Genomic DNA, 23,577 nt, shown 5'->3' on the forward strand with positions numbered 1-23,577 from the left:
CCGCTTCTCCGGCGGCACCTCGGGCCTGTCCATCGGCCACGCCTCCCCGGAAGCCGCTGCCGGCGGCGCTATCGGCCTGGTGCAGGACGGCGACAAGGTACTGATCGACATCCCCAACCGCAGCATCAACCTGCTGGTCAGCGACGAGGAACTGGCCGCCCGCCGCATCGAGCAGGACAGGAAGGGCTGGAAGCCGGCGCAACCGCGCGCCCGTCGCGTCAGTACCGCGCTGAAGGCTTATGCGTTGCTCGCTACCAGTGCCGACAAGGGTGCAGTGCGGAATAAGGCGTTACTGGAAGGTTAATTACCTGACGGCAAATAAGAAGCCCGGCCTAAGTGCCGGGCTTTTACTATCAATCAAATAGTTTATCTAAAAACACCAGAAGCCCGTCTGAAAACCTGAATGAGATCTTAAATCCTGCAATTGACAGGTACCAGATCGTTATTATTAACATTATTCACGGCACACCCCCAAACTATAGGAAGCCCAGGAGTTATACCGGCTGCAGGCACACCTGCTGCAATGGCGCCGCTGCCCGGAGTAAGCGTCAGCGTCAAGGGGGCCGTAGGAGCTGAAATACTTGCGGAATAAGTGATTGTAATGGCACCAGCACCTACGGCAATTGCGCCGCCACCACCAGGAACAGCTGCGATAGCGATAGTAGCAACATCCCGGGTAGCAGCGAACTCAAACCCTGTGTTCACAGTATTTGGACCAGCTGCCGCAGCCGGCCCAACACCAGCATAGGCATTGATCGCAATTCCAGCATTGGCTGTATATGTCTCACTCAGCGCAAGCTTCGCAGCAGATGCCAGATTAAGGCCTTCGGTAATACGGGCACGAGTAGCATAATTTTGATATTGTGGAATTGCTACTGCAGCCAGAATACCGATGATTGCAACAACGATCATCAATTCGATGAGCGTGAACCCCTTCTGTCGAGAACGATAACAACTCATATCCCACCTCCATGAATTATTCATTTATATCCACCAACCTCCAACGGGAGATATCGGATGACATGAATTAAATGACTCATGAATTAGGCAGATATGTAGTCCAATTCCCCGGACCGATATTGAAATTTCCGGAAGATCGAAAAGCCTTCGACAGCACTCAAAATGCGCCATCAATAAAAGACAAATTACGTCAGATAATGCCCTTATTACTGACGCATACTGACAAATTTCGCCACTCCTTCCCCCTGCCCCATGGCACTGTCCGATCCCGCTCCCACCCCGTAAAATCCCGCTCTTTTTCCCGGACTGCCGCCATGAGCTCCCTCGAGAACCCCGTCACCGCCGACAAGGCCCAGCGCGACCTGGTCTACGGCCTGGAAGACCGCCCCGCCCTGCCCGTCACGCTGCTCGCCGCGCTGCAGCACCTGCTGGCGATCATCGTGCCCATCGTCACCCCCGGCCTGCTGATCTGCCAGGCGCTGGGCGTTTCCGCGCGGGACACCAACCTGATCGTGTCCATGTCGCTGGTCATCTCCGGCATCGCCACCTTCGTCCAGTGCAAGCGCTTCGGGCCCTTCGGCGCCGGCCTGCTGATCGTCCAGGGCACCAGCTTCAACTTCGTCGGGCCGCTGATCGCCGGCGGCGCGCTGATGGTCAAGCAGGGCACGCCGGTGGAACAGGTGATGGCGGCCATCTTCGGCGTGGTCATGGCCGGCTCCTTCGTGGAGATGGGCGTGTCGCGCATCCTGCCGTTCGTGAAGCGCCTGATCACCCCGCTGGTGACCGGCATCGTGGTGCTGATGATCGGCCTCACCCTGATCAAGGTCGGCCTGATCAGCATGGGTGGCGGCTTCTCGGCGATGGCCAACGGCACCTTCGCCAACGGCGAGAACCTGCTGCTGTCGGGCGTGGTGCTGGCGATCATCGTGGTGCTCAACCGCATCCCGGTGGTGTGGATGCGCAGCGGCGCCATCGTCATCGCCCTGGCCGTGGGCTACGTGCTGGCCGGCTACCTGGGCCGCCTGGACTTCACCGGCATGCACCAGGCCGCGCGGTTCCAGGTGCCGGTGCCGCTGCACTTCGGCCTGAGCTTCTCCTGGAGCCTGTTCATCCCCATGCTGGTGATCTACCTGGTCACCTCGCTGGAGGCCATCGGCGACGTCACCGCCACCAGCAAGGTCTCGAAGCAGCCGGTGGAAGGCCCGCTGTGGATGCAACGGATCAAGGGCGGGGTGCTGGTGAACGGCGCCAACTCGCTGCTGGCCGGCCTCTTCAACACCTTCCCCAGCTCGGTCTTCGCACAGAACAACGGGGTGATCCAGCTGACCGGCGTGGCCAGCCGCCACATCGGCCTGTGGATCGCCGCGATGCTCATCCTCCTGGGCCTGTTCCCCAGCGTCGCCGGGGTCATCCAGGCGGTGCCCGAGCCGGTGCTCGGCGGCGCGGCCATGGTGATGTTCGGCGCGGTGGCCGCCTCGGGCATCAACATCCTCGCCAGCGTCCAGCTGGACCGCCGCGCGCTGCTGATCATCGCGGTCAGCCTGGCCCTGGGCCTGGGCGTGTCGCAGGTGCCGGAGTTCCTCGCGCACATGCCGGCAGCGCTGCGCAACGTGCTGGAATCCGGCGTCGCCACCGGCGGCATCTGCGCCCTGCTGCTGAACTGGTTCCTGCCGGAAGCGCCGGCGGCCCAGGCCCGGCACTGAGCCCGCCACGACGCCACCTGCCGGTGGCGTCGTCGTTTATGCTGGGGGGCATGAGCACTCCCCTGCGCGTCGGCGTGATCGCCGACACCCACAACCTGCTGCGCCCCGAGGCCCTGGATGCCCTGCGGGGTTGCGAGCGCATCCTGCACCTGGGCGACATCGGCAAGCCGGGCATTCTCGATGCGCTACGCCAACTGGCGCCGCTGGACGTGGTGCGCGGCAACAACGACACCGAAGCCTGGGCCGCGGCGATCCCCGAGACCCTAGCCCTGGCATTGGGTGGACTGCGCCTGTACCTGATCCACGACCTCAAGCAACTGGCCGTCGATCCGCGCGCGGAAGGCTTCGACGTGGTGCTGGCCGGGCATTCGCACAAGCCATTGCAGGAGGTGCGCGACGGCGTGCTCTACCTCAACCCTGGCAGCGCCGGGCCGCGCCGTTTCAAGCTGCCGATCGCGCTGGCGATCCTGAGCATCGCGGACGGACAGGCTTCGGTGGAAATGATCACGCTCGGCTGAACGTAGGGCGAATAACCGTTCGCGGTTATCCGCCGCTACACCTTGCCCACGAGCCAACTCCATGGCTGAGCCCGCAGGCGCTTCGTGTTCGAACCCGCAACGCCCTTCGAGCAAGGTCAAACGGCGTATAACCGCGAACGGTTATACGCCCTACGGTGCCAACAGCTGTTGCGCCAGGGCGTCGACCTGTTCCTGGCGTTCGCTCTTCTCTACCCGCTTGCGGCCATTCAAGGTCGACCACTCCGGGTGCGCCCGGGCCTTGCGCAGCGCCTCGGGCAGCTTGCCTTCGCGCCACTGCTTGTCTTCCGGCGAGTCGACGCGGATCGCCTCCATGGCCGCGTGGCCCCGCGCCTGCAACGCTGCCAGCAGTTGCCGCTGGCGCAGGGCGAGCAGGCGCAGCACGCTGTCGTCCACCGAGAGTTCGCGCTGGCCCTTGAGCTTGCCGAGCAGGCGCTGGCCGTAGTGGCCCAGGGTCTGCCAGGCGCCGCCGGCCAGGGCGCCGAGGGCGGTGGCGGCGCCCAGGGTCAGGCCGCCCACCAGCAGGTCGATGCCGGCGCCGGCCGCGGCGCCGGCAGCCACGCCGCCGCCCAGGCGCACGCCGAGCTGGCGCAGGGTTTCGGGGTTGAACAGGTCATCGCCCCAACGCCCGTCCAGCAGCGGCAGGTCGGCGGCGCGGGCATCGTCCTTGCGGAAGGCGTAGAGGCGCAGCAGGGCCTGCACGCAGGCTTCCTCGCGCTTGCGCACGCGGTCGCGCAGGGCCTCGGTGGCCTTGCGGATGGCCTGGGCGTCGCCGGGCACCAGGTCGCGGCAGGCGGCGACATCCACCAGCAGTTCGGCGATCAGCTTGGCGCCGGCCTCGCGCCGCGCCACGGCCTGGGCCTCGTGGTCCTGGATCAGCCGCTCCAGCTGCGGGCGGGACTTCTCCAGCAGCAGCGCCAGGCTTTCGTAGAGTCGGCGTTCGCCGTCCAGCGGCGGCGCCACGCTGTCGAAGCGCACCAGGGCGTGCAGGCCCAGGCGCGACAGGGCCTCGCGCCACTGCTCCTCACGGTGGTTGGCGCTGGCGACGAAGTTCAGCACCGGCAGCAGCGGCCGCGCGCAGCCGGCGAGCACCGCCAGTTCGTCGCGGTACTTGGCCAGCACCGGCTCGCGGGCGTCGATCACGTAGAGCCCGGCATCGGAGGCCTGCAACTGGCGCAGCACCTTGGCTTCCTGCTCGAAGCGGCCGCGCGCCTCGCTGCCGTCGAGGAAGCGGCGCAGCTTCTCCGGGCCGTCCAGGCGCTCGCCGGGGCGCTCCAGGGCGTCGAGGTAGTCGCGCAGGGCGATGGCGTCCTCCAGGCCCGGCGTGTCGTACAGCTCCAGCAGCGCCTGGCCGTCCACCGACAGGCGCGCCCCCTCGACGTGGCGGGTGGTGCTGGGGCGGTGCGAGACCTCGCCGAAGCCGACGTCGCGGGTCAGGGTGCGCAGCAGCGAGGTCTTGCCGACGTTGGTGTGGCCGACCACAGCCAGCCGGAGGGGCTCAGTCATGTCCGCTCTCCAGCCAGGCCAGGGGCGATGCGCCGCTGTGCGGCAGGTTCAGCTTGTCGATGGCGGCATGCCAGTCGGCCAGGCGGTCGCTGTCCAGGCCGATGCCCGCCGGCGGCTGCAGCAGCCAGACGCGGGTGGCGCCGGCGCAGCGCGACAGCTCGGCGATCAGCGCCAGGGTGCCGCGGTCCGGCGAGCGCCGCGGGTCGCAGGCGATGGCCAGGCGCGCCGGCGGGTAGCGGGTCAGTTGCTCCAGCAGACGGCGGCGTTGCGCGCCATCGTCCAGCACGCCGGCATCGGCCACGCCGGCCGGCAGCTTCGGCGGCCAACTCTGGCTGTCGTCCAGTTCGATGGCCACCAGCAAGGCGCCCTCTGCGCTGGCCGCAGGGTTCTGCGCCTGCGGCTCGACCAGGCTGACTGGCGCGGCGTCGTTGACGCCCAGGCGCTCGCTGCCGGGCTGCAGGCGCTCGCGCAGCAGGCTGTAGCCCGGCAGCGAGAGGTCCAGGCGCAACGCCGCGCGGCCGCTGCGCCAGCGCCACAGGCAGAAGGCCCAGAGCAGCAGGCGCGGCAGCAGCCCATAGACCAGCAGGATGCCCACCAGCCAGCCGGCCCAGGCGTGGCGCGCGGCCTCGCTGGCCACCAGGGCGTCGCCGCTGGCGCGCACCAGGTCGCTGTCCGGCAGCGGGAAGCCCAGCAGCGAAGGCAACGCGCCCAGGCCCTGGGTGAGGAAGACGAAGGTGTCGCCGCCGAGGATGGTGGTTTCCCAGACGAAGCCGTAGCGCCGCGTCGACAACAACGCCAGCAGCACCACCAGGGCCGCGCCCAGGGCCAGCAGCCACAGGCCGTGGACCAGCATGCCCAGCGCCCAGCGCGTCAGGCGCTGGCGGCCGAGCAGCACCAGCAGCGACGGCGCCAGTTGCGCGGCGCGGGCATCGCGCGCCAGCTTGCCGCTCAGCCACAGCCACAGGCGGCCCAGGGCGCCGGCCGCCTCGCCGCCACCGAGGGCGAAGCCGCAGGCCCAGCCCAGCAGCATCAGCAGGTCCAGGCCGAGCAGGCTGGCCAGGGCCCAGAACACGTTGACCGGGCGCTGGCCGTCACCCAGGGCGGCCAGCGCCAGGCCGGCGCCGCTGAGCAGGGCGAGGACGATCAGCAGGTAGAAGGCCAGTTGCGCGCCCTGTTTCCACAGGCGCAGGGCGCTGTCCAGCTGGTCGCGCCCGGCCAGCCACAGGGCGCGGTGCTCGATGCGCCGGGGCAGTTCGCCGCCGGCGGCGATGGCGCGGCGGTTGGCTTCGGCATCCTCCAGCGGGCCGGCCTGCTCCTCGCGCAGGCGCACGGCTTCGCACAGCCACAGTCGGTCGAAGGCGGAAGGTGGGGCGGTATCGCTCACGGGGTCTCCGGCGCTGGTTCCTGGGCGCAAGCATAACCGCTGCGCCGCGCCGCGTCCGCCCGCCAGCTCTCCGGGGTAACGGTAACACCGGCGGCCACCGACCGAACCAAGGAAGGGCTTACCCGGCGCGCGCACGGGTATAGGGTGCCAAAGCCAACCAGAACAACAACAACGAGGCCCGCCATGCCGCGCGTCCTGCCCTGCGCCCTGCTCCTGCTGGCCGCCGCCCGCGCGGCGGCCGTGGAAACGCCCCCGCCCCGGCCCTCCGACTGGGGCCCGGACACACCGCTGATGCAGGCGGTGCCGCCGCGCCAGCTGGACGAGAAGGTCGGCCAGCGCGCCTCCGACAGCGACGAGTCGAAGCTGTGGATAAGCCACACCGACTTCCGCCTGCACGACGACATCGGCTTCTTCATCCGCCGCATGCTGATCCGCATGAGCTCGGTGGGGCCCAAGGGCACGCCGCTCATGCTCGACGACCCCAGGGCCATGGTGGCGCGCATCCAGGCCGGCGACATCTTCGTCGCCGACGCCACCCTCGCCACCCTGCTCAACGCCGAGCTGCGCAGCGCCGACGCGCCAGTGCGCAACCTGGTGCTGAGCACCCGCAAGGACGGCCAGGAGGTGCGCGGCGAGCTGCTGCGCAAGGGGCGCTGGCGGCCGCTGCGGATGCTCACCCGGATCGAGCAGGCCGGCCCGCTGAAGGTGGCCCTGGTGCCGCAGCGCATCTTCGTCGACGGCGTGGACGTCACCCCTTCGCTCAGCGCCGCCTCCATCGAGATGTCCGAGGTGCTGCGGCTGCACACCGCGCACATGCAGCTGCTCGGCAACCACATCCTGGTCGACCTCGACGGCCTGTTCCCGCCACCGCGCCTGGACTTCGCCGTGCGCAGCCTGAAGCTGGCCGACGGCGGCATGGACCTGCTGCTGGGCGAGGACCTGGCCGGCCTGCAATGGCCGCAGTTGCAGGCGCCGGAAAGCTACATGTTCATCCAGGGCGGCGACATCAAGATGGCCCGCACCATCCTGGTCAAGGCCTACGCCCTGTTCACCAGCCTCAGCCCCGGGCAGCCGCTGCTGTTCAACCTCTACGACTACCGCCGCCAGCTGCAGTACGGCGAGATCCGCCTGCGCCAGGACGGCATGGTGCACATCGCGGTGTCGCCGGTGAAGGCGCCGGCGCCGCAGGAGAAAGCCCTATGAAGCGCCTGCTGCCCCTGCTCCTCGCCCTGCCCCTGCTGGCCGCCGTTCCGGCCTGGGCACAAACCGCCATCGACCGCCAGCAGCAGGAGCTGCAGCTGCTGCGCCAGGGCTGGTTCCAGCAGACGCCGCCGGAGGCCGGCCACGCCGCCAGCCGCCCGGGCGGGATTCGCGATTCCGGCCAGGACGGCGTCGGCCTGCTGCTGCATAACGTGGACATGTACTTCGAAGGCGGCATCGGCTTCCACAGCCCGCAGCTCAAGGGCTGGCTGCTGCCGCTGCAGGCCGGCGCGCCGGTGGACTTCGACCGCCCGCAGGACATGCGCATCCAGGTCACCGAGGGCGAGGTGATCCTCGACCCGCAGCAACTGGCCAACCTGTTCAACCAGCGCATCCTGGCTTATCCACAGAGCATGCTGCGCGACTTCGCCATGAGCGTGGACGGCGAGCGCCTGCTGGTCAGCGGCCAGGTGCAACCCCTGGGCATCGGCCCCTGGCTGCCGCTGCGGCTGTCCGGCAGCGTGCGCCTGGAGGGCGACGAGATCCTCTACCAGCCGGACCAGGTCAAGGTCCTCGGCGTGCCGGCCTACAGCGCCATGAGCCTGGTCGGCCTGCACCTGGATTCGCTGGTCGAGCTGGAGCGCCCAGGCGCCCTGCTGCGCGACAACGCCATGCGCCTGAACTACCACCAGGTGTTCCCGCTGGTGGGCATCGACGGCAAGGTCGACGCCGCCTGGCTCGACCAGCAGGGCCTGCACCTGCGCTTCGCCCGCCCGGCCGGCAGCCCGCCGCCGCACTTCGAGCCGCCCACCCTGGCCGGCCCCTCGTACATCTGGCTGCAGTCGGGCGACCTGAAGATCTTCGAGATCCTCATCACCTACGCGCAGGTGCTGCTCAAGGCCGAGCAGCCGGACCAGAGGCTGGTGTTCAACCTCAGGGACTACCGCAAGGTGCTGGCCACCGGCATCACCCAGGTCAACGAGGACGGCACCTTCTTCATGCGCGTGCCGCCCTATGCGAACGACGCGCCGGCCCAGCGGCTGGTATCCTCTGCCACCGATGGATCACCCTGAGCACATGACCGGAGCCACGATGTCCCAAGCCCCTTCCCGCCTGCCGCTGGCGATGATCGCCGCCCTCGCCGAGAACCGCGTGATCGGCATCGACAACCGCCTGCCCTGGCACCTGCCGGCCGACCTCAAGCACTTCAAGGCGCTGACCCTCGGCAAGCCGATCATCATGGGCCGCAAGACCTGGGACTCCCTCGGCCGCCCGCTGCCCGGCCGGCTCAACCTGGTGGTCAGCCGCCAGGCCGGCCTGCAGCTGGAAGGCGCGGAAGTCTTCACCTCGCTGGAGGCCGCGCTGCAGCGCGCCGATGCCTGGGCCCGGGAGGAGGAAGCCGAGGAGCTGATGCTGATCGGCGGCGCCCAGCTGTACGCCGAGGCCCTGCCCGTGGCCGAGCGCCTGTACCTGACCCGCGTGGCCCTGAGCCCCGCGGGCGACGCGCACTTCCCCGAGCTGGACGAAAGCCGCTGGCACCTGGCGTCGAGCATCGAGCACGAGGCCACCACGGAAACCCCGGCCTATGCCTTCGAGGTCTGGGATCGCGCTTGAGGGGCGCCTACCGGTAAGCACTGGGTCTGGGGTTGACTCCGGCCCTCTCCCCAACCCTCTCCCTGAAGGGAGAGGGAGCCGTTCGGAGTGGCTTGTAGGTCAGACACCATCCTTCCACCCCGTCATTCCCGCGAACGCGGGAATCCAGAGACGTTGGGTTCGCGAGCAAGAACCAGGCGTCCCCCTCGCTCCTACGAAAAGCCGCCGTCCCGTCAGTTGGTCGCCGGCTTCGCCGCCGCGCGGCGGTAGGCCCAGACCATCAGGGCGATGCCGCCGAGGATCATCGGCACGCACAGCAGCTGGCCCATGGTCAGCCAGTCCCAGGCCAGGTAGCCCGGGCCGCCGTTGCCGCCGGCGCCCTGGTCGGCATCCGGCAGGCGGAAGAACTCGACGAAGAAGCGGAAGCAGCCGTAGCAGAGGATGAACAGGCCCGAGACCGAGGCGGTCGGCCGCGGCTTGCGCGAGAAAATCCAGAGGATGGCGAACAGCACTATGCCTTCCAGGGCGAACTCGTACAGCTGCGAGGGGTGGCGCGGCAGCTGCGCGGGGTCGCTGTAGGGCGGGAAGATCATCGCCCAGGGCACGTCGGTGGGCTTGCCCCACAGCTCGGCGTTGATGAAGTTGCCGATGCGCCCGGCGCCCAGGCCGATCGGCACCAGCGGGGCGATGAAGTCCATCAGCTGGAAGAAGCTCTTGCCGTTGCGCTTGCCGAACCACCAGGTGGCCAGCATCACCCCCAGCAGGCCGCCGTGGAAGGACATGCCGCCCTCCCAGACCTTGAACAGGTTCAGCGGGTTGGCCAGGTAGAAGTCCAGCTTGTAGAACAGCACGTAGCCCAGGCGCCCGCCCAGCACCACGCCGCAGGCGACCCAGAACACCAGGTCGGAGAGCTTCTCCTTGCTCCAGGTCGCATCGAAACGGTTCAGCCGGCGCGAGGCCAGCAGCCAGGCGCCGCCGATGCCGATCAGGTACATCAGCCCGTACCAGTGGATCTTCAGGGGGCCCAGCGACACCGCGACGGGGTCGATCTGTGGATAGGGCAGCATCGCTTACTCCTAGGGTTTGATCAGGAAACTCATGCCGACGCAGAACATCAGCAGAGCGAACAGGCGCTTGAGCACCTTGGCCGGCAGGCGGTGCGCCAGGCGCGCGCCGATGCGGGCGAAGAACATGCTGGTGACGGCGATGCCCACCAGCGCCGGCAGGTAGACGAAGCCGAAGCTCCACTGCGGCAGTTCGGGCCGGTGCCAGCCGACCGCGATGAACGAAATCGCCCCGGCGATGGCGATGGGCAGGCCGCAGGCGGAAGAGGTAGCCACCGCCTGCTGCATGGAGACGCCGCGCCAGGACAGGAAAGGCACGGTCAGCGAACCGCCGCCGATGCCGAAGATCGCCGAGGCCCAGCCGATGAAGCCACCCGCCGCACCCAGCCCGCCCTTGCCCGGCAGGCTGCCGCCGGCCTTGGGTTGCAGGCCCAGGGCCATCTGGATGGAGATGAGCACGGCGAAGGTGCCGATGATCTTCTGCAGCACCGGCCCCTTGATGGCCGAGGCGGTCAGCGCGCCCAGGGCGCTGCCGACGACGATGCCCACGGTCATCCACAGGAACACCGGCCAGAGCACCGCGCCGCGGCGGTGGTGCTCGAGGATGGAGTTGACCGAGGTGAAGACGATGGTCGCCAGGGAGGTGCCCACCGCCATCTGCGTCAGCACCTCGACGGGGAAGCCATGGGCGGTGAAGCTGAACACCAGCACCGGGACGATGATCAGGCCGCCGCCGACGCCGAACAGCCCGGCCAGCACCCCCGCGCAGGCACCCAGCACCAGGTAGAGAAGGAACTCCATGGAGACCTCGGGTGGCAAAAGCGGCATGGTACCGAAAATGCGCCGGCGACGGCAGCCGCCCGCGGTGCAACGGGCCTTTCGGTACCGATATGAAGAAAATTTCATCCTGCGCCGCGCCCGGGCAACGGCGGCTATTGAGTTGCCACCGCCAGTTACCTACCCTGCCTGGACCACCACCGCAGGGCCCTGCCCCATGTGCCTGATCGTCCTTGCCTGGCGCCCCGGACACGCCATGCCGCTGATAGTCGCGGCCAACCGCGACGAGTTCTATGCCCGCCCCACCCTGCCGCTGGCGGCCTGGGAGGATGCGCCGGAGGTCTATGCCGGGCGCGACCTGGAGGCCGGCGGCACGTGGATGGGCCTGGGGCCTGGCGGGCGTTTCGCCGCCCTGACCAACGTGCGTGATCCGGGCCAGCCGCTGGGGCCGCGCTCCCGCGGCGAACTGGTGGCCGGCTTCCTGCGCGGCCGCCAGGCACCGCTGGCTTACCTCGCCGAGGTGCAGCGCCGCGCCAGCGAATATTCCGGGTTCAACCTGCTGGTCGGCGACGCCCGCCAACTCTGCTACTTCAACCCCCGCGACGGCGCGCCACGGGAACTGCCGGCCGGGCTGCACGGCCTGTCCAATGCCACGCTGGATACGCCCTGGCCCAAGCTGCTGCGCGCCCGCGCCGCCCTGGAGGAGCACCTCGACGAAGCCGAGCCCGAGAGCCTGCTGGGGCTGCTCGGCGACCGCGAGCGCCCCGGCGACGAACGGCTGCCGGAAACCGGCGTCGGCCTGGCCACCGAGCGCCTGCTGTCCAGCGTGTTCATCGCCAGCGCCAACTACGGCACCCGCGCCAGCAGCGTGCTGCGGGTGCATGCCGACGGGCGCCGGGAATTCATCGAACGCAGCTTCGGGCCGGAAGGGGCCCATCTGGGCGAGGTGCGCCTGCTGCTCGACGCCTAGGGCCCGCTACGGGGGAAAGCTCGCGCCTACGAAAGGCACCCGTAGGGCGAATAACCCCGAAGGGGGTTATCCGCCGTTCCGAATTCCAATCCCGCGCGGGGGCCAACGGCGGATAACCGCGAACGGTTATGCGCCCTACGGGATCAGCCGTGAGGCACACGCTTCCAGCAGGCACGGACGGTCCCCTCTCCCGCTTGCGGGGGAGGGTTAGGGAGGGGGTTGCGGGTTCGTCCTACAGTTGCCGGGCGGCACGGTATTCCCTCCCGTAGGAGCGGAACTTTTCCGCGATAGCCGGAGGTTCCGGCGCGATTCGCGGATGAGATCCGCTCCTACGCCGCCCCACCCATGCCATTCCCATGTAGGAGCGCGCCCTGCGCGCGATTCGCGGGCAGGGCCCGCTTGTGTCCTACACCATGCGCTACGGCCTAGCACACCTCGATGGCATCGCGCAGGCGCTTGGCGCGGTAGAGGGCGTCGTCCAGGCGGCGCAGCAGGCCCTCCAGGGATTCGGCGCGGCGCATGCCGGCCAGGGCGAAGCTGGCGGTGAGGGGTTGCTCCAGCTCGCCGCAGGCCTCGCGGATGTGCAGGCGCAAGCGCTCGGCCAGGCGGGTGGCGGAGGCCACCGGGGTGTTGGGCAGCAGCACGATGAATTCCTCGCCGCCCCAGCGGGCGAAGCAGTCTTCCTCGCGCAGGGTCCGGCGCACCGCCTGGGTCACCGCCACCAGCACGCGGTCGCCGACCGGGTGGCCGAAGAGGTCGTTGATGCGCTTGAAGTGGTCGAGGTCGAACATCAGCAGGCTGACCTGCTGGTCGTGGCGCTGGAAGCGCTGCCACTCCTGCTGCAGGCTGCTTTCGAAGCGGCGCCGGTTGAAGATCTGCGTCAGCGGGTCGGTCTCGCTCAGGCGCACCGCCACCGCGGCCTGCTCGGCCAGGGCCAGGTTGGCCTGGCGCAGGGCCTCGGTGCGCTGTTCGACCAGTTGTTCGAGGTTGCGGTTGAGTTCGCGCAGCTCCTCGTTGCGCCGCTTCAGCTCCAGCTCGATCAGCTTGCGCTCGTGGATGTTGTGGTGGGCACCGATCATCCGCGTGGCGCGGCCCTGCTCGTCGAATTCGACGAAGCGGCCATGGTCCCTTATCCACAGGTACTCGCCGTTGGCGCAGAGGCAGCGGTACTCCTCGGCGTAGGCCGCCTGCCGCCCGTCCAGGTAGGCCTGGAAGCTGCGCATGACGCGGGGGAAGTCGTCCGGGTGGATCACCGAGTGCCAGGTGGCGACGTTCTCCGGCAAGCCGTCGATGGGGTAGCCGAGCATGCGGTACCAGCCCGGGCTGCGCTTGACGTCGTCGCTGCGGATGTCCCAGTCCCAGATGCCGTCGCTGACGATCTCCAGGGCATAGCGGAGGGTCTTCTCGATGGCTTCGCGGTCGTCCACGCGCGCTTGCTGCTCGTCCATAAGCCTTCTCCCGGCAGTGCCGGTTGTACAGGGCCCCGGGGACGACTCAGCTCCGGGGAGGGCGGCGCGCCAGGTCAGCCCTGGACGGTCGCCGCGGGATTGATCACCCGGCCGAGGCCGAGGTTGCGCAATGCCAGGTGCAGGGAGCTGTGGATCACCTGCGGGTTGTCGAAGGTCATCAGTTGGCCGAGCAGTTCGCGGGCCTTGCCCAGGGTGATCTGGCGCAGCAGCCACTTCACCTTGGGCAGGTTGGTGGCGTTCATCGACAGCGAGTCGAAGCCCATGGCCATCAGCAGCACCGCGGCCGCCGGGTCGCCGGCCATCTCGCCGCAGATGCTCACCGGCTTGCCTTCGGCGTGGGCGTCGTCGACCACCTTCTTCAGCGCCTGCAGCACCGCCGGGTGCAGGTAGTCGTAGAGGTCGGCCACGCGCGGGTTGTTGCGGTCCACCGCCAGCAGGTACTGGGTGAGGTCGTTGGAGCCGACCGAGAGGAAGTCCACCTGGCGCGACAGCTCGCGGGTCTGGTACACCGCCGCGGGGATCTCCACCATCATGCCGATCGGCGGCATGGGGATGTCCACGCCTTCGTCGCGGATCTCGCCCCAGGCGCGGTGGATCAGGTGCAGCGCCTCTTCCAGCTCGTGGGTGCCGGAGATCATCGGCAGCAGGATGCGCAGGTTGTTCAGGCCCTCGCTGGCCTTGAGCATGGCGCGCGTCTGCACCAGGAAGATTTCCGGGTGGTCGAGGGTGACGCGGATACCGCGCCAGCCGAGGAAGGGGTTGTCTTCCTTGATCGGGAAGTAGGACAGCGCCTTGTCGCCGCCGATGTCCAGGGTGCGCATGGTCACCGGCAGCGGGTGGAAAGCCGAGAGCTGCTCGCGGTAGATCGCCAGCTGCTCCTTTTCGCTGGGGAAGCGGTCGTTGATCATGAACGGCACTTCCGTGCGGTACAGGCCAACGCCCTCGGCGCCGCGCTCCTGGGCGCGGGCCACGTCGGCCAGCAGGCCGGTGTTGACCCACAGCGGCATGCGGTGGCCGTCGAGGGTTTCGCAGGGCAGCTCGCGCAGCGCGGCCAGGCCCTTGCTCAGTTCCTTCTCTTCGGCGACCACTTCGCCGTACTGCTTGACCAGCTGCGGCGACGGGTTGGTGTAGATCTCGCCATGGTAGCCATCGACGATCAGGTCGATGCCGTCGACCTTGGAATACGGCAGGTCGACCGCGCCCATCACCGTGGGGATGCCCATGGCGCGGGCAAGGATCGCCACGTGGGAGTTGCCCGAGCCGAGCACCGAGATCAGGCCGACCAGCTTGCCCTCGGGCACCTCGCCGAGCATCGCCGGGGATAGTTCCTCGCTGACGATGATGGTCTGGTCCGGGTAGGTCAGGTTCTGCTTACGCTCTTCCTGCAGATAGGCGAGGATGCGCCGGCCGATGTCCTTGACGTCGGAGGCGCGCTCGCGCAGGTAGGCGTCGTCCATCAGCTCGAAGCGCGCAACGTGCTCCATCACCACCTGGCGCAGGGCGCCCTGGGCCCACTGGCCGGAGCGGATGATGCGCTTGACCTCCTGGCCGATGGAGGCGTCGTCGAGCATCATCAGGTAGACGTCGAACAGCGCGCGCTCTTCCTTGCGCAGCTGGGTGGCGAGCTTGCTGGAGAGGTTGCGCATGTCCTCGCGGACCGACTCCAGGGCCTGCTTGAAGCGCTCGACCTCGGCCTCGACGTCGTCGATGGGCTTGTCCGGGACCACTTCCAGGTCGGCCGGCGGCAGCACCACCACGGCCTTGCCCACGGCCACGCCGGGGGCGCCGGGCACGCCGACGAACTTGGCCTCCTGGATGCCCTTGCCGAGCTTGCCCAGGCCGCGGATCGAACCGGTGGCCTCGGCGTGGGCGATGACCCCGGCGAGCTGCGCGCTCATGGTCACCAGGAAGGCTTCCTCGCCCTCGTCGAACTGGCGCTTCTCCTTCTGCTGCACCACCAGCACGCCCATCACCCGGCGGTGGTGGATGATCGGGGCGCCGAGGAAGGAGGCGTAGCGTTCCTCGCCGGTCTCGGCGAAGTAGCGGTAGCGCGGGTGCTCGGAGGCGTTCTCCAGGTTCAGCGGCTCCTCGCGGGTGCCCACCAGGCCCACCAGGCCCTCGTTGGGGGCCATGCTGACCTTGCCGATGGAGCGCTTGTTCAAGCCCTCGGTGGCCATCAGGACGAAACGGTTGGTGTCGGCGTCGAGCAGATAGACCGAGCACACCTGGGTGCCCATGGCTTCCTTGACCCGCAGCACGATGATGCCCAGCGCCGCCCTCAGGTCCTTGGCGGCGTTCACTTCCTGGACGATCTTGCGCAGCGTGTTGAGCATGCTCAGGGCCTTATCTCCTATTCAGTCCCGCGCCAGCAGGCGCGGCGCCAGTTCCTTCAGGGCCCGCCGGTAGACCTCGCGCTTGAAGGTCACCACCTGCCCCAGGGGATACCAGTAACTCACCCAGCGCCAGCCATCGAATTCCGGCTTGCCGGTCACATCCATGCGTACCCGGTTCTCGTCGCCGGTGAGGCGCAGCAGGAACCACTTCTGTTTCTGGCCGATGCACAGCGGTTGGCTGTTGGTACGCACCAGCCGCTGCGGCAGACGATAGCGCAACCAGCCGCGGGTGCAGGCGAGAATGCGCACATCCTGCTCCTCCAGGCCGACTTCCTCGTTCAACTCGCGGAACAGCGCCTCTTCAGGAGTTTCCCGGGCGTTGATGCCGCCTTGCGGGAACTGCCAGGCCTCCTGGTTGATGCGCCGCGCCCACAGAACCTGACCGGCCTCGTTGGAGAGGATGATGCCGACATTGGGGCGAAAACCATCGGGATCGATCACGGCGGTACATCCTCGAAAACGCGTGTGCCCGCATTGTTCCACAAAGCCTGTGACAGCAGCAACGCGAGGCTTGGCGCGCATGGGCAGGGCAGGCAAAAGCCGTTACTCTAGGCGACTTTTCCGCTTTCGCAATCAACGGTGAACCATGGCGCGTCTGGCCCTCTTCGACCTCGACAACACCCTGCTGGCCGGTGACAGCGACCACAGCTGGGGCGAATGGCTGTGCCAGCGCGGCCTGGTCGACGCCGGCGAATACCAGGCGCGCAACGACGCCTTCTATGCCGACTACCAGGCCGGCACCCTGGACGTGTTCGCCTACCAGGCCTTCACCCAGGCGATCCTCGGCCGCAACAGCCTGGAGCAGCTGGCCACCTGGCATCGCCAGTTCATGGAAGAGGTCATCGAGCCGATCATCCTGCCCCGCGGCGAAGCCCTGCTGGCCGAGCACCGCGCCGCCGGCGACCGCCTGGTGATCATCACCGCCACCAACCGCTTCGTCACCGGCCCCATCGCCGAGCGCCTGGGCGTGGAAACGCTGATCGCCACCGAGTGCGAGATGCGCGACGGCCTCTACACCGGCCGCACCTTCGACGTGCCCTGCTTCCAGGGCGGCAAGGTGACGCGCCTGCAGCGCTGGCTGCAGGAAACCGGCATGAGCCTGGACGACAGCTACTTCTATAGCGACTCGCGCAACGACCTGCCGCTGCTGGAAGTGGTGGCCCACCCGGTGGCTGTCGACCCGGACGAGGTCCTGCGCGCCACCGCCCAGGCGCGCGGCTGGCCGGTGCTCAGCCTGCGCGACTGAGCCGTCTCAGAAGCCCTTGTTGACCATCAGGTGGAAGATCGCCAGGAAGGCCAGGAACGCCGGCCAGCCCAGGGCGAACCACCAGCGCATGTAGAGGAAGGCCCGCGGCGGCAGCGCCGTGCCATCACGGTGCGCCGCCTCGGCCATGTCGCGCACGCGGATCTGCAGCCACACCACCGGCAACCAGCAGGCGCCGGCGAAGACGTACAGCGCCAGGCTCCACAACAGCCAGCCCGAGTCCAGCGGCCAACCGGCCAGGTGCGCCATGGCGGCGCCGCTGAGCGGCTGGAACACCGCCGTGGTGGCGATGAACAGCCAGTCGGCGGTGACCAGGTGGCGGAAAGTCACCCGGATCGCCTCCAGGTGGCCGCTGCGCCAGGCCCGCCAGGCGTAGTAGGCCGAGCCCAGGCCGGTGCCGAACAGCAGCGTGGAAGACAGGATGTGCAGGGTCTTGAGCAGCAGGTAGGGACTCATCGGCGCTCCGTCGCCGTCGATCTCACAGCGGCTTGGCCAGCATCAGCGCGAGTATCGCCAGCCAGCTGAGCAGGGCCAGGGCGAAGAACACCGCGCCGAAGCGCAGCTCGCGCACCACCCCCTCGGCCAGTGGCTCGCCGCTGTCGCGGGCGCTCGCCGCCAGGCGGCGGATGCGCCACAGGCGGCCGGTGAACAGCAGCCAGAAGATCGCCACCAGGATCAACAGGCAGGCGCTGGCCAGCAGCCAGGTCTGCCCCAGCGGGAGGCCGGCGCGGTGGACCATCTGCCAGCCGGTGAGCGGCAGGCTGGCCACGCAGCCGGCGACCAGCACCCAGGCGGCCAGGCCGATGCGCTGCAGCGCCTTGGCCAGCACGCCGGCATCCCCGTCACGCCAGCTGCGCCAGCCGTACCAGGCGAGGCCGGCGATGGCCAGCAGCGGCACGGCCACGGCGACGCCGTGGAGGATCTTGAGGGTCTGGTAGGTTTCCATGCGGGCGGTCCCTGTCGCGATTCGGGCTGTTCCCTCAGCCTAGCAGCGCTGCCGGCCGGCGGGTTGAGCTGGGACAGCGCGTGCCGCCCCGGCGTTCCCCACCCGGCCGCCCGGCCTCAGCCGAGGAACAGCTTGTAGGCCGGGTTGTCGGTCTCGTCCCAGTACGGGTAGCCGATTTCCTCCAGCGCCTGCGCCACCTTGTGGCGTTCCTCCTCCGGCACCTGCAGGCCGGCGACCACGCGGCCGTCGGCGGCGCCGTGGTTGCGGTAGTGGAACATGGTGATGTTCCAGCGCCCGCCGAGCTTGTTGAGGAAGTTGAACAGCGCGCCGGGGCGCTCGGGGAACTCGAAGCGGAACACCTGCTCGTCGCTGACCCGCGGCGAGTGGCCGCCGACCATGTGGCGGATGTGCAGCTTGGCCAGCTCGTTGTCGGTCAGGTCCAGCACCGGGAAGCCCTGCTCGCGCAACTGCTCGACCAGCACGGCGCGCGGGTCGCTGTCCGGGTGGGTCTGCACGCCGACGAAGATGTGCGCTTCGCTGTCGGTGTTGTAGCGGTAGTTGAACTCGGTGATCTGGCGCTTGCCGATGGCCTCGCAGAAGGCCTTGAAGCTGCCCGGGCGCTCGGGGATGGTCACGGCGATGATGGCTTCGCGCTTCTCGCCCAGCTCGGCGCGCTCGGCGACGTGGCGCAGGCGGTCGAAGTTGATGTTGGCGCCGGAGTCGATGGCCACCAGGGTCTGCCCGCGCGCGTTGTCGCGCTCGACGTACTTCTTGATCCCGGCCACCGCCAGGGCGCCGGCGGGTTCGGTGATGGAGCGGGTGTCGTCGTAGATGTCCTTGATCGCCGCGCAGATTTCGTCGGTGCTGACGGTGATGACTTCGTCGACGTAGCGCTTGCAGACGTCGAAGGTGTGCTGGCCGATCTGCGCCACCGCCACGCCGTCGGCGAACAGCCCGACCTGGCTCAGCACCACGCGCTCGCCGGCGGCCATGGCGGCCTGCAGGCAGTTGGAGTCGTCCGGCTCGACACCGATGACCTTCACCTCCGGGCGCAGGTACTTCACGTAGGCGGCGATGCCGGCGATCAGCCCGCCGCCGCCCACCGGCACGAAGATGGCGTCCAGGCGCCCCGGGTGCTGGCGGAGGATCTCCATGGCCACGGTGCCTTGCCCTGCGATCACGTCCGGGTCGTCGTAGGGGTGGATGTAGACGTAGCCCTTCTCTTCCACCAGCTTCAGCGAATACGCCAGCGCCTCGGGGAAGGCATCGCCGTGCAGCACCGCCTTGCCGCCGCGGGCGCGCACGCCCTGGACCTTCAGCTCCGGCGTGGTGCGCGGCATGACGATGGTCGCCTTCACCCCCAGCTCCTTCGCCGCCAGGGCCACGCCCTGGGCGTGGTTGCCGGCCGAGGCGGTGACCACGCCGCGCGCCAGTTCCTCGGGGCTCAGCTGCGCCAGCTTGTTGTAGGCGCCGCGGATCTTGAAGGAGAACACCGGCTGCAGGTCCTCGCGCTTGAGCAGCACCTGGTTGTCCAGGCGCTCGGAGAGGCGGCGGGCCGGTTGCAGGGGCGTTTCCCCGGCGACGTCGTAGACGCGCGAGGTGAGGATCTTCTTGACGTACTGTTCGAGCATCGGGGCGGGCTTCGCAGGGACGGGGCACAAAGCCGGCAGTCTACTCCAGTCGGCGGCCGGCGGGAGCGGCGAATCCACATTCGCCCGGCGGCCCCGCTATAATCCGCGCCCCAAGCCCCTTTGCCGGAACCCAGAGATGAACCAGGACCAGCTCAAGCAGGCCGTGGCCCAGGCCGCCGTCGACCACATCCTCCCGCACCTCGACAGCAAGAGCATCGTCGGCGTCGGCACCGGCTCCACCGCCAACTTCTTCATCGACCTGCTGGCCAGGCACAAGGCCGAGTTCGACGGCGCCGTGGCCAGCTCCGAGGCCACCGCCCAGCGCCTGAAGGGCCACGGCATCCCGGTCTACGACCTGAACAGCGTCAGCGAGCTGGAGTTCTACGTCGACGGCGCCGACGAGAGCAACGAGCGCCTGGAGCTGATCAAGGGCGGCGGCGCCGCGCTGACCCGCGAGAAGATCGTCGCGGCCGTGGCCAAGCGGTTCATCTGCATCGCCGACCAGAGCAAGCTGGTGCCGCTGCTCGGCGCCTTCCCGCTGCCGGTGGAAGTCATCCCCATGGCCCGCAGCCACGTGGCCCGCGAGCTGGTCAAGCTGGGCGGCGACCCGGTCTACCGCGACGGCGTGCTGACCGACAACGGCAACATCATCCTCGACGTGCACAACCTGCGCATCGACAGCCCGGTGGCCCTGGAAGAGAAGATCAACAACATCGTCGGCGTGGTCACCGTGGGCCTGTTCGCCGCGCGCCCGGCCGACCTGCTGCTGCTCGGCACCGCCGAGGGCGTGAAGACGCTCAAGGCCTGAGCCTCGGTGGCCGCCGTCCGGGCGGCCACCACCGGCCCTCTCAAGGGCCCCTGAAACTTTCCGTCGGCCGGCCGCCGAACGTCTACCCTGGGTCTGGGTATACGGCTCAGCACAGGAGGCAGCCATGTCCGCGAAATACCATCTGAAGAGGGCCAGCGACGGCCAGTTCCACTTCACCCTGCACGCCAGCAACGGCGAGGTCGTGCTCAGCAGCGAGCTGTACAAGGCCAAGACCTCGGCCACCGAGGGCATCGAGTCGGTGCGCAGGAACTCGCAGCGCGAGGGCGCCTTCGAGGTGAAGGAAGCGAGCAACGGCAAGCACTACTTCGTGCTCAAGGCCACCAACGGCCAGGTGGTCGGGCAAAGCCAGATGTACGCCAGCCGCGCCAATGCCGAGAACGGCATCGCCTCGGTGAAGCGCTACGCGCCGGACGCCGGTATCAGCGACGATACCTGAGGCGGCTCAGCCGCCGAGCCGCTCGATCCCCCAGGGCCTGGAACTGACCTGCAGGCGCGGCGGCTTGTCCCGTGCCTGCGGGGCCTCGCGCTCCAGCTGCGCCAGGCAGGCCCGGGGGTCGTCCAGCGGCAATTCCCCGAGGGCCTCCAGCGGCAGTTCCCACCAGCGGCTGGCCAGCAGGCGCTCGATCAGCTCCGGCGGGAAGCGGTAGCGGATCACCCGCGCCGGGCTTCCCGCGACCACCGCGTAGGGCGGCACGTCCTTGTTGACCAGGGACTGCGCGCCTATCACCGCCCCCGTCCCCACCGTCAGGCCGTCGAGGATCAGCACGTCGCGGCCGATCCACACGTCATGGCCGATGGACGAGGGGCGCCGGGGCTCGTCACGGAGGATCGGGCGGCCGATCAGCCTGGGGTTGGACGGAAAATTGTGGGTGGTCAGCCAGTCCATCGGGTGCGAATGGCGGCCCTGGCCGATCACCACGCCGGTGGCGATCGAGCAGTAGCGGCCGATGTGCGAGACGTCGAGGAATTCGCAGCCGCTGACCACGTCGGTGTGCGCGCCGATTTCCAGGGATGGCGAGTAGATCTTCGCCTTGCCGATCTTCACCCCCGGCTCCAGGACCAGCCGCGCGCCGTCGCGCAATGACTTGATCCCGCCGGCCAGGCGGCAGCCGTGTTCGCTCAGCGCCTTGTGCAGGCGGCGGTTGATCAGGGCTTCGCGGATGATGTTCAAGGTCGCTCCAGGGCCGAGTCCGCAGGTGGGGGCGACAATGTAAGCCTTTTGTTACTCGGACTCCACGCCCGGTGCCTTGCGGAACACGTAGAACAGGTTGGGCTCGCTGACCAGGTACAGCGTGCCCGCCTCGTCCATGGCCAGGCCCTCGGCCTGCGGCACGCTGCGCTTGAGCCCCTGCATGCCGCGCAGCAGCGACAGGCTGCTGATGGGCTCGCCGTTGACGTCCAGCTCCAGCACCAGGCGCGACTCGTCCGACAGCGCCAGCAGGTGGCCGCTGCCCTCGTCGTACTGCAGGCTGGAAAGGTCGCGGACGAACAGCCGGCGGTCGCGCTTGAGGTCGTCCAGCACGTGCACGGCGAAGGGCTTGTCGGGCTGCGTGTGGGGGAAGCCGTGGACCTCGTAGATGCGCACTGGGTCGCGCTCCTTGGCGACGAACAGGCGCTGGCCGACCGAGTCGTAGGCCAGCCCCTCGAAGCCCTTGTTGCCCATCGGCCCCAGGCCCAGGGACAGCTGTTGCGCCTGTTCGGCGTCCAGCTCGCGGGTGTCGTTCTCCAGGCGCACCTTGAACAACCGCTGGCGGCGCTCGTCGCTGAGCACGTAGAGGCCGGGGCCGATGTACTCGATGGCCTCGGTGTCGCCGAAATCGTGCAGGGTGATCTTGCGCAGCACGCGGCCGTCCAGGGACAGCTCGACGATCTGCGCCGGCTGGTTGGTGACGGTGAACAGGCTGCGCCGCTCGGGGTCGTAGGTCAGCGCCGAGACATCGTCGTCCAGGCCCTCGATGGGCTGCGCCTCGATCTCCACGCGGTAGTCGGGCAGCCAGATCGACTGCTCGCGCCAGCTTTCCGCATGGTGCCATTCGCGCACGGCGAACCAGGCGCGTTCGTAGACGCGGAACTGCTGGCCGAGCCAGGCCAGGGCGAGCAGCAGGAGCAGCAGCAGCGCCGCCAGGCAGCGGCGCGGGGTGATGGAACGGAGCATCGCAGGTCCATGTCGATGGGAGCGCGCAGTAATAGCACAGGGCCGCTGAAGCCAGGCTTAATCGCCGTGCAGGAAATTTCTCCAAGGCTAGAGTCAGGCTAGCGTAATTCCGAGTCCTCACCGCCCCCGCAAGGAGTTCCGATGAGCGCCGTCCAGCTTCCCGAGCAGCGAACCCTGACCACCCTGCACACGGTGGTGCTGGCCACCGAGGTGCTGAGCCAGGCCGGCATCCCCCGCGGCCGGCTGCTGGAGGGCAGCGGCATCGCCGAGGCCGACCTGCTGACGCCGGAGAAATTCATCAGCCACGCCCAGGAACTGCGGGTGTTCGCCAATGCCCTGAACTGCCACCAGGACCCGGCCCTGGGCCTCTACCTCGGCCTGCGCATGCACGTCTCGGCCTACGGCATGCTCGGCTACAGCATGCTGGCCAGCCGCACCCTGCGCGACGCCCTGCAGCTGGCCCTGGCCCACCCGGACCTGCTCGGCACCTACTTCCGCCTGGTCCTGCAGGACCACGGCGACGAGGTCTGGCTGAGCGCCGAGGGCTACCGCTACGCGCCGGAGCTGACGGTGTTCAACACCGAGCTGTGCCTGACCTCGCTGCTCACCGTGGTGCGCGACCTGCTCGGCGAGTCGGTGCGTCCGCGGCGCCTGCTGCTGGCCTACCGACCGCCGCTGCATGCCAGCACCTACACCGAACGCCTGGGCTGCCCGGTGGAGTTCGGCGCCGCCACCAGCGCCCTGTGCCTGGGCCCGGCGCTGCTCGACCGCGCCCTGCCGCTGGCCGACCCGGTCAGTTGCCACAACGGCCTGCAGCAATGCCAGCGCCTGAGCGCGGCCATGAGCGGGCGCGACGACATCCTCGAACTGATCCGCCGCCACCTCGCCAACCACCTGCAGGAAGCCCGCGGCCTGGACGAGGTGGCGCGCCACCTGCACCGCTCCAGCCGCACCCTGCGCCGCCACCTGCAGCAGCACAACACCAGCTACCAGCAGGTGCTGGACGAGGTGCGCTACGACAAGGCCCGGCAGTTGCTCAAGGACACCGACCTGCCGATCTACCTGATCGCCGAGCGGCTCGGCTACAGCGAGACCGCCAGCTTCCGCCACGCCTTCCAGCGCTGGAGCGGGGCGAGTCCGAGCCTGTACCGCGGCTAGGGCCAATCGCGTCCCCACCAGACGGCACAGCTCGCTCCT

The 23,577-nt window shown here is 68.7% G+C and carries 24 protein-coding genes; 11 read left to right on the forward strand and 13 right to left on the reverse strand.

All coding sequences use genetic code 11. The features are described from left to right. The coding region (locus DK254_RS21660) for a dihydroxy-acid dehydratase (RefSeq protein WP_177412103.1) at positions 1-304 on the forward strand (304 nt) is incomplete at its 5' end. Positions 305-411: 107 nt separating this feature from the next. On the opposite strand, the gene DK254_RS21665 is transcribed toward DK254_RS21660, so the two are convergent. After that, complete coding sequence (locus DK254_RS21665) at positions 412-960, reverse strand: prepilin-type N-terminal cleavage/methylation domain-containing protein (protein ID WP_109935416.1); 549 nt, start codon at positions 958-960, stop codon at positions 412-414. Positions 961-1,274: 314 nt separating this feature from the next. Here DK254_RS21665 and DK254_RS21670 point away from each other — a divergent pair, with 314 nt between their 5' ends. After that, positions 1,275-2,663 (forward strand): nucleobase:cation symporter-2 family protein, encoded by a 1,389-nt coding sequence (locus DK254_RS21670; RefSeq protein WP_109935417.1) that lies wholly within the window; start codon positions 1,275-1,277, stop codon positions 2,661-2,663. A gap of 50 nt (positions 2,664-2,713) precedes the next feature. Then, positions 2,714-3,181, forward strand: coding sequence for a metallophosphoesterase family protein (locus tag DK254_RS21675; RefSeq protein WP_109935811.1), 468 nt, complete (start codon positions 2,714-2,716; stop codon positions 3,179-3,181). Positions 3,182-3,331: 150 nt separating this feature from the next. Here DK254_RS21675 and DK254_RS21680 read toward each other — a convergent pair whose 3' ends face one another. Together DK254_RS21680 and DK254_RS21685 are read right to left on the reverse strand one after the other, a co-directional pair. After that, positions 3,332-4,705, reverse strand: a complete 1,374-nt coding sequence (locus DK254_RS21680) for a GTPase/DUF3482 domain-containing protein (protein ID WP_109935418.1) — start codon at positions 4,703-4,705, stop codon at positions 3,332-3,334. Next, on the reverse strand, positions 4,698-6,089 hold the full coding sequence (locus DK254_RS21685) for a DUF2868 domain-containing protein (protein ID WP_109935419.1): 1,392 nt from the start codon (positions 6,087-6,089) through the stop codon (positions 4,698-4,700). The genes DK254_RS21680 and DK254_RS21685 overlap by 8 nt, the downstream gene beginning before the upstream one ends. A 183-nt stretch (positions 6,090-6,272) precedes the next feature. Between DK254_RS21685 and DK254_RS21690 the strand changes: the two genes are divergently transcribed. The 3 genes from DK254_RS21690 to DK254_RS21700 are packed head-to-tail and all read left to right on the forward strand — an operon-like array spanning position 6,273 to position 8,903. Further along, a complete protein-coding gene (locus DK254_RS21690; RefSeq protein ID WP_109935420.1) occupies positions 6,273-7,292 on the forward strand; it encodes a hypothetical protein in 1,020 nt (339 codons plus the stop codon). Then, positions 7,289-8,362, forward strand: a complete 1,074-nt coding sequence (locus DK254_RS21695) for a hypothetical protein (protein WP_109935421.1) — start codon at positions 7,289-7,291, stop codon at positions 8,360-8,362. The genes DK254_RS21690 and DK254_RS21695 overlap by 4 nt, the downstream gene beginning before the upstream one ends. Before the next feature lie 19 nt (positions 8,363-8,381). After that, positions 8,382-8,903 carry a dihydrofolate reductase gene (locus DK254_RS21700; RefSeq protein WP_109935422.1) on the forward strand — a complete coding sequence of 174 codons (522 nt, stop codon included), beginning with the start codon at positions 8,382-8,384 and terminating at the stop codon, positions 8,901-8,903. Between the two features lie 212 nt (positions 8,904-9,115). Here DK254_RS21700 and lgt read toward each other — a convergent pair whose 3' ends face one another. Then, a complete protein-coding gene (gene lgt, locus DK254_RS21705) occupies positions 9,116-9,949 on the reverse strand; it encodes a prolipoprotein diacylglyceryl transferase (protein ID WP_109935423.1) in 834 nt (277 codons plus the stop codon). A gap of 9 nt (positions 9,950-9,958) precedes the next feature. After that, positions 9,959-10,747: a sulfite exporter TauE/SafE family protein gene (locus DK254_RS21710; protein ID WP_109935424.1), complete on the reverse strand. Its 789-nt coding sequence runs from the start codon at positions 10,745-10,747 to the stop codon at positions 9,959-9,961. A gap of 193 nt (positions 10,748-10,940) precedes the next feature. Here DK254_RS21710 and DK254_RS21715 point away from each other — a divergent pair, with 193 nt between their 5' ends. Then, positions 10,941-11,693, forward strand: coding sequence for an NRDE family protein (locus tag DK254_RS21715; protein WP_109935425.1), 753 nt, complete (start codon positions 10,941-10,943; stop codon positions 11,691-11,693). A 425-nt stretch (positions 11,694-12,118) separates the two neighbouring features. On the opposite strand, the gene DK254_RS21720 is transcribed toward DK254_RS21715, so the two are convergent. From DK254_RS21720 to DK254_RS21730, 3 genes are all read right to left on the reverse strand, one after another. Then, positions 12,119-13,141 carry a sensor domain-containing diguanylate cyclase gene (locus DK254_RS21720; protein WP_109935426.1) on the reverse strand — a complete coding sequence of 341 codons (1,023 nt, stop codon included), beginning with the start codon at positions 13,139-13,141 and terminating at the stop codon, positions 12,119-12,121. Between the two features lie 74 nt (positions 13,142-13,215). Continuing rightward, a complete protein-coding gene (gene ptsP / locus DK254_RS21725; RefSeq protein ID WP_109935427.1) occupies positions 13,216-15,495 on the reverse strand; it encodes a phosphoenolpyruvate--protein phosphotransferase in 2,280 nt (759 codons plus the stop codon). A gap of 21 nt (positions 15,496-15,516) precedes the next feature. Further along, complete coding sequence (locus DK254_RS21730) at positions 15,517-15,996, reverse strand: RNA pyrophosphohydrolase (RefSeq protein ID WP_009613927.1); 480 nt, start codon at positions 15,994-15,996, stop codon at positions 15,517-15,519. A 145-nt stretch (positions 15,997-16,141) separates the two neighbouring features. On the opposite strand from DK254_RS21730, the gene DK254_RS21735 reads away from it, so the two are divergent. Beyond that, positions 16,142-16,801 (forward strand): HAD family phosphatase, encoded by a 660-nt coding sequence (locus tag DK254_RS21735; protein WP_109935428.1) that lies wholly within the window; start codon positions 16,142-16,144, stop codon positions 16,799-16,801. Positions 16,802-16,807: 6 nt separating this feature from the next. On the opposite strand, the gene DK254_RS21740 is transcribed toward DK254_RS21735, so the two are convergent. The 3 genes from DK254_RS21740 to ilvA all read right to left on the reverse strand — a co-directional run bounded on the left by DK254_RS21740 (position 16,808) and on the right by ilvA (position 19,426). Continuing rightward, the gene (locus DK254_RS21740; RefSeq protein ID WP_109935429.1) at positions 16,808-17,275 is read right to left on the reverse strand and encodes a DUF2269 domain-containing protein; all 468 of its coding nucleotides are present in this window, start codon (positions 17,273-17,275) and stop codon (positions 16,808-16,810) included. Positions 17,276-17,297: 22 nt separating this feature from the next. Beyond that, positions 17,298-17,765 carry a DUF2269 family protein gene (locus DK254_RS21745; RefSeq protein ID WP_109935430.1) on the reverse strand — a complete coding sequence of 156 codons (468 nt, stop codon included), beginning with the start codon at positions 17,763-17,765 and terminating at the stop codon, positions 17,298-17,300. A gap of 116 nt (positions 17,766-17,881) precedes the next feature. After that, complete coding sequence (gene ilvA / locus DK254_RS21750; protein WP_256595921.1) at positions 17,882-19,426, reverse strand: threonine ammonia-lyase, biosynthetic; 1,545 nt, start codon at positions 19,424-19,426, stop codon at positions 17,882-17,884. A gap of 106 nt (positions 19,427-19,532) precedes the next feature. Between ilvA and rpiA the strand changes: the two genes are divergently transcribed. Together rpiA and DK254_RS21760 are read left to right on the forward strand one after the other, a co-directional pair. Beyond that, on the forward strand, positions 19,533-20,204 hold the full coding sequence (gene rpiA / locus DK254_RS21755) for a ribose-5-phosphate isomerase RpiA (RefSeq protein ID WP_089390867.1): 672 nt from the start codon (positions 19,533-19,535) through the stop codon (positions 20,202-20,204). A gap of 124 nt (positions 20,205-20,328) precedes the next feature. After that, positions 20,329-20,661 (forward strand): YegP family protein, encoded by a 333-nt coding sequence (locus DK254_RS21760; RefSeq protein ID WP_109935432.1) that lies wholly within the window; start codon positions 20,329-20,331, stop codon positions 20,659-20,661. 6 nt (positions 20,662-20,667) lie between these two features. Here DK254_RS21760 and DK254_RS21765 read toward each other — a convergent pair whose 3' ends face one another. Next, on the reverse strand, positions 20,668-21,396 hold the full coding sequence (locus DK254_RS21765; protein ID WP_109935433.1) for a CatB-related O-acetyltransferase: 729 nt from the start codon (positions 21,394-21,396) through the stop codon (positions 20,668-20,670). Between the two features lie 51 nt (positions 21,397-21,447). After that, entirely contained in the window at positions 21,448-22,380 is a 933-nt protein-coding gene (locus DK254_RS21770) for an SdiA-regulated domain-containing protein (RefSeq protein WP_109935434.1), read from the reverse strand. Positions 22,381-22,521: 141 nt separating this feature from the next. Here DK254_RS21770 and DK254_RS21775 point away from each other — a divergent pair, with 141 nt between their 5' ends. Then, positions 22,522-23,538, forward strand: coding sequence for an AraC family transcriptional regulator (locus tag DK254_RS21775; RefSeq protein WP_109935435.1), 1,017 nt, complete (start codon positions 22,522-22,524; stop codon positions 23,536-23,538). Positions 23,539-23,577: the final 39 nt, after the last annotated feature.

This window comes from Pseudomonas sp. RW407, assembly GCF_003176655.1.
Classification (GTDB): domain Bacteria; phylum Pseudomonadota; class Gammaproteobacteria; order Pseudomonadales; family Pseudomonadaceae; genus Pseudomonas; species Pseudomonas delhiensis.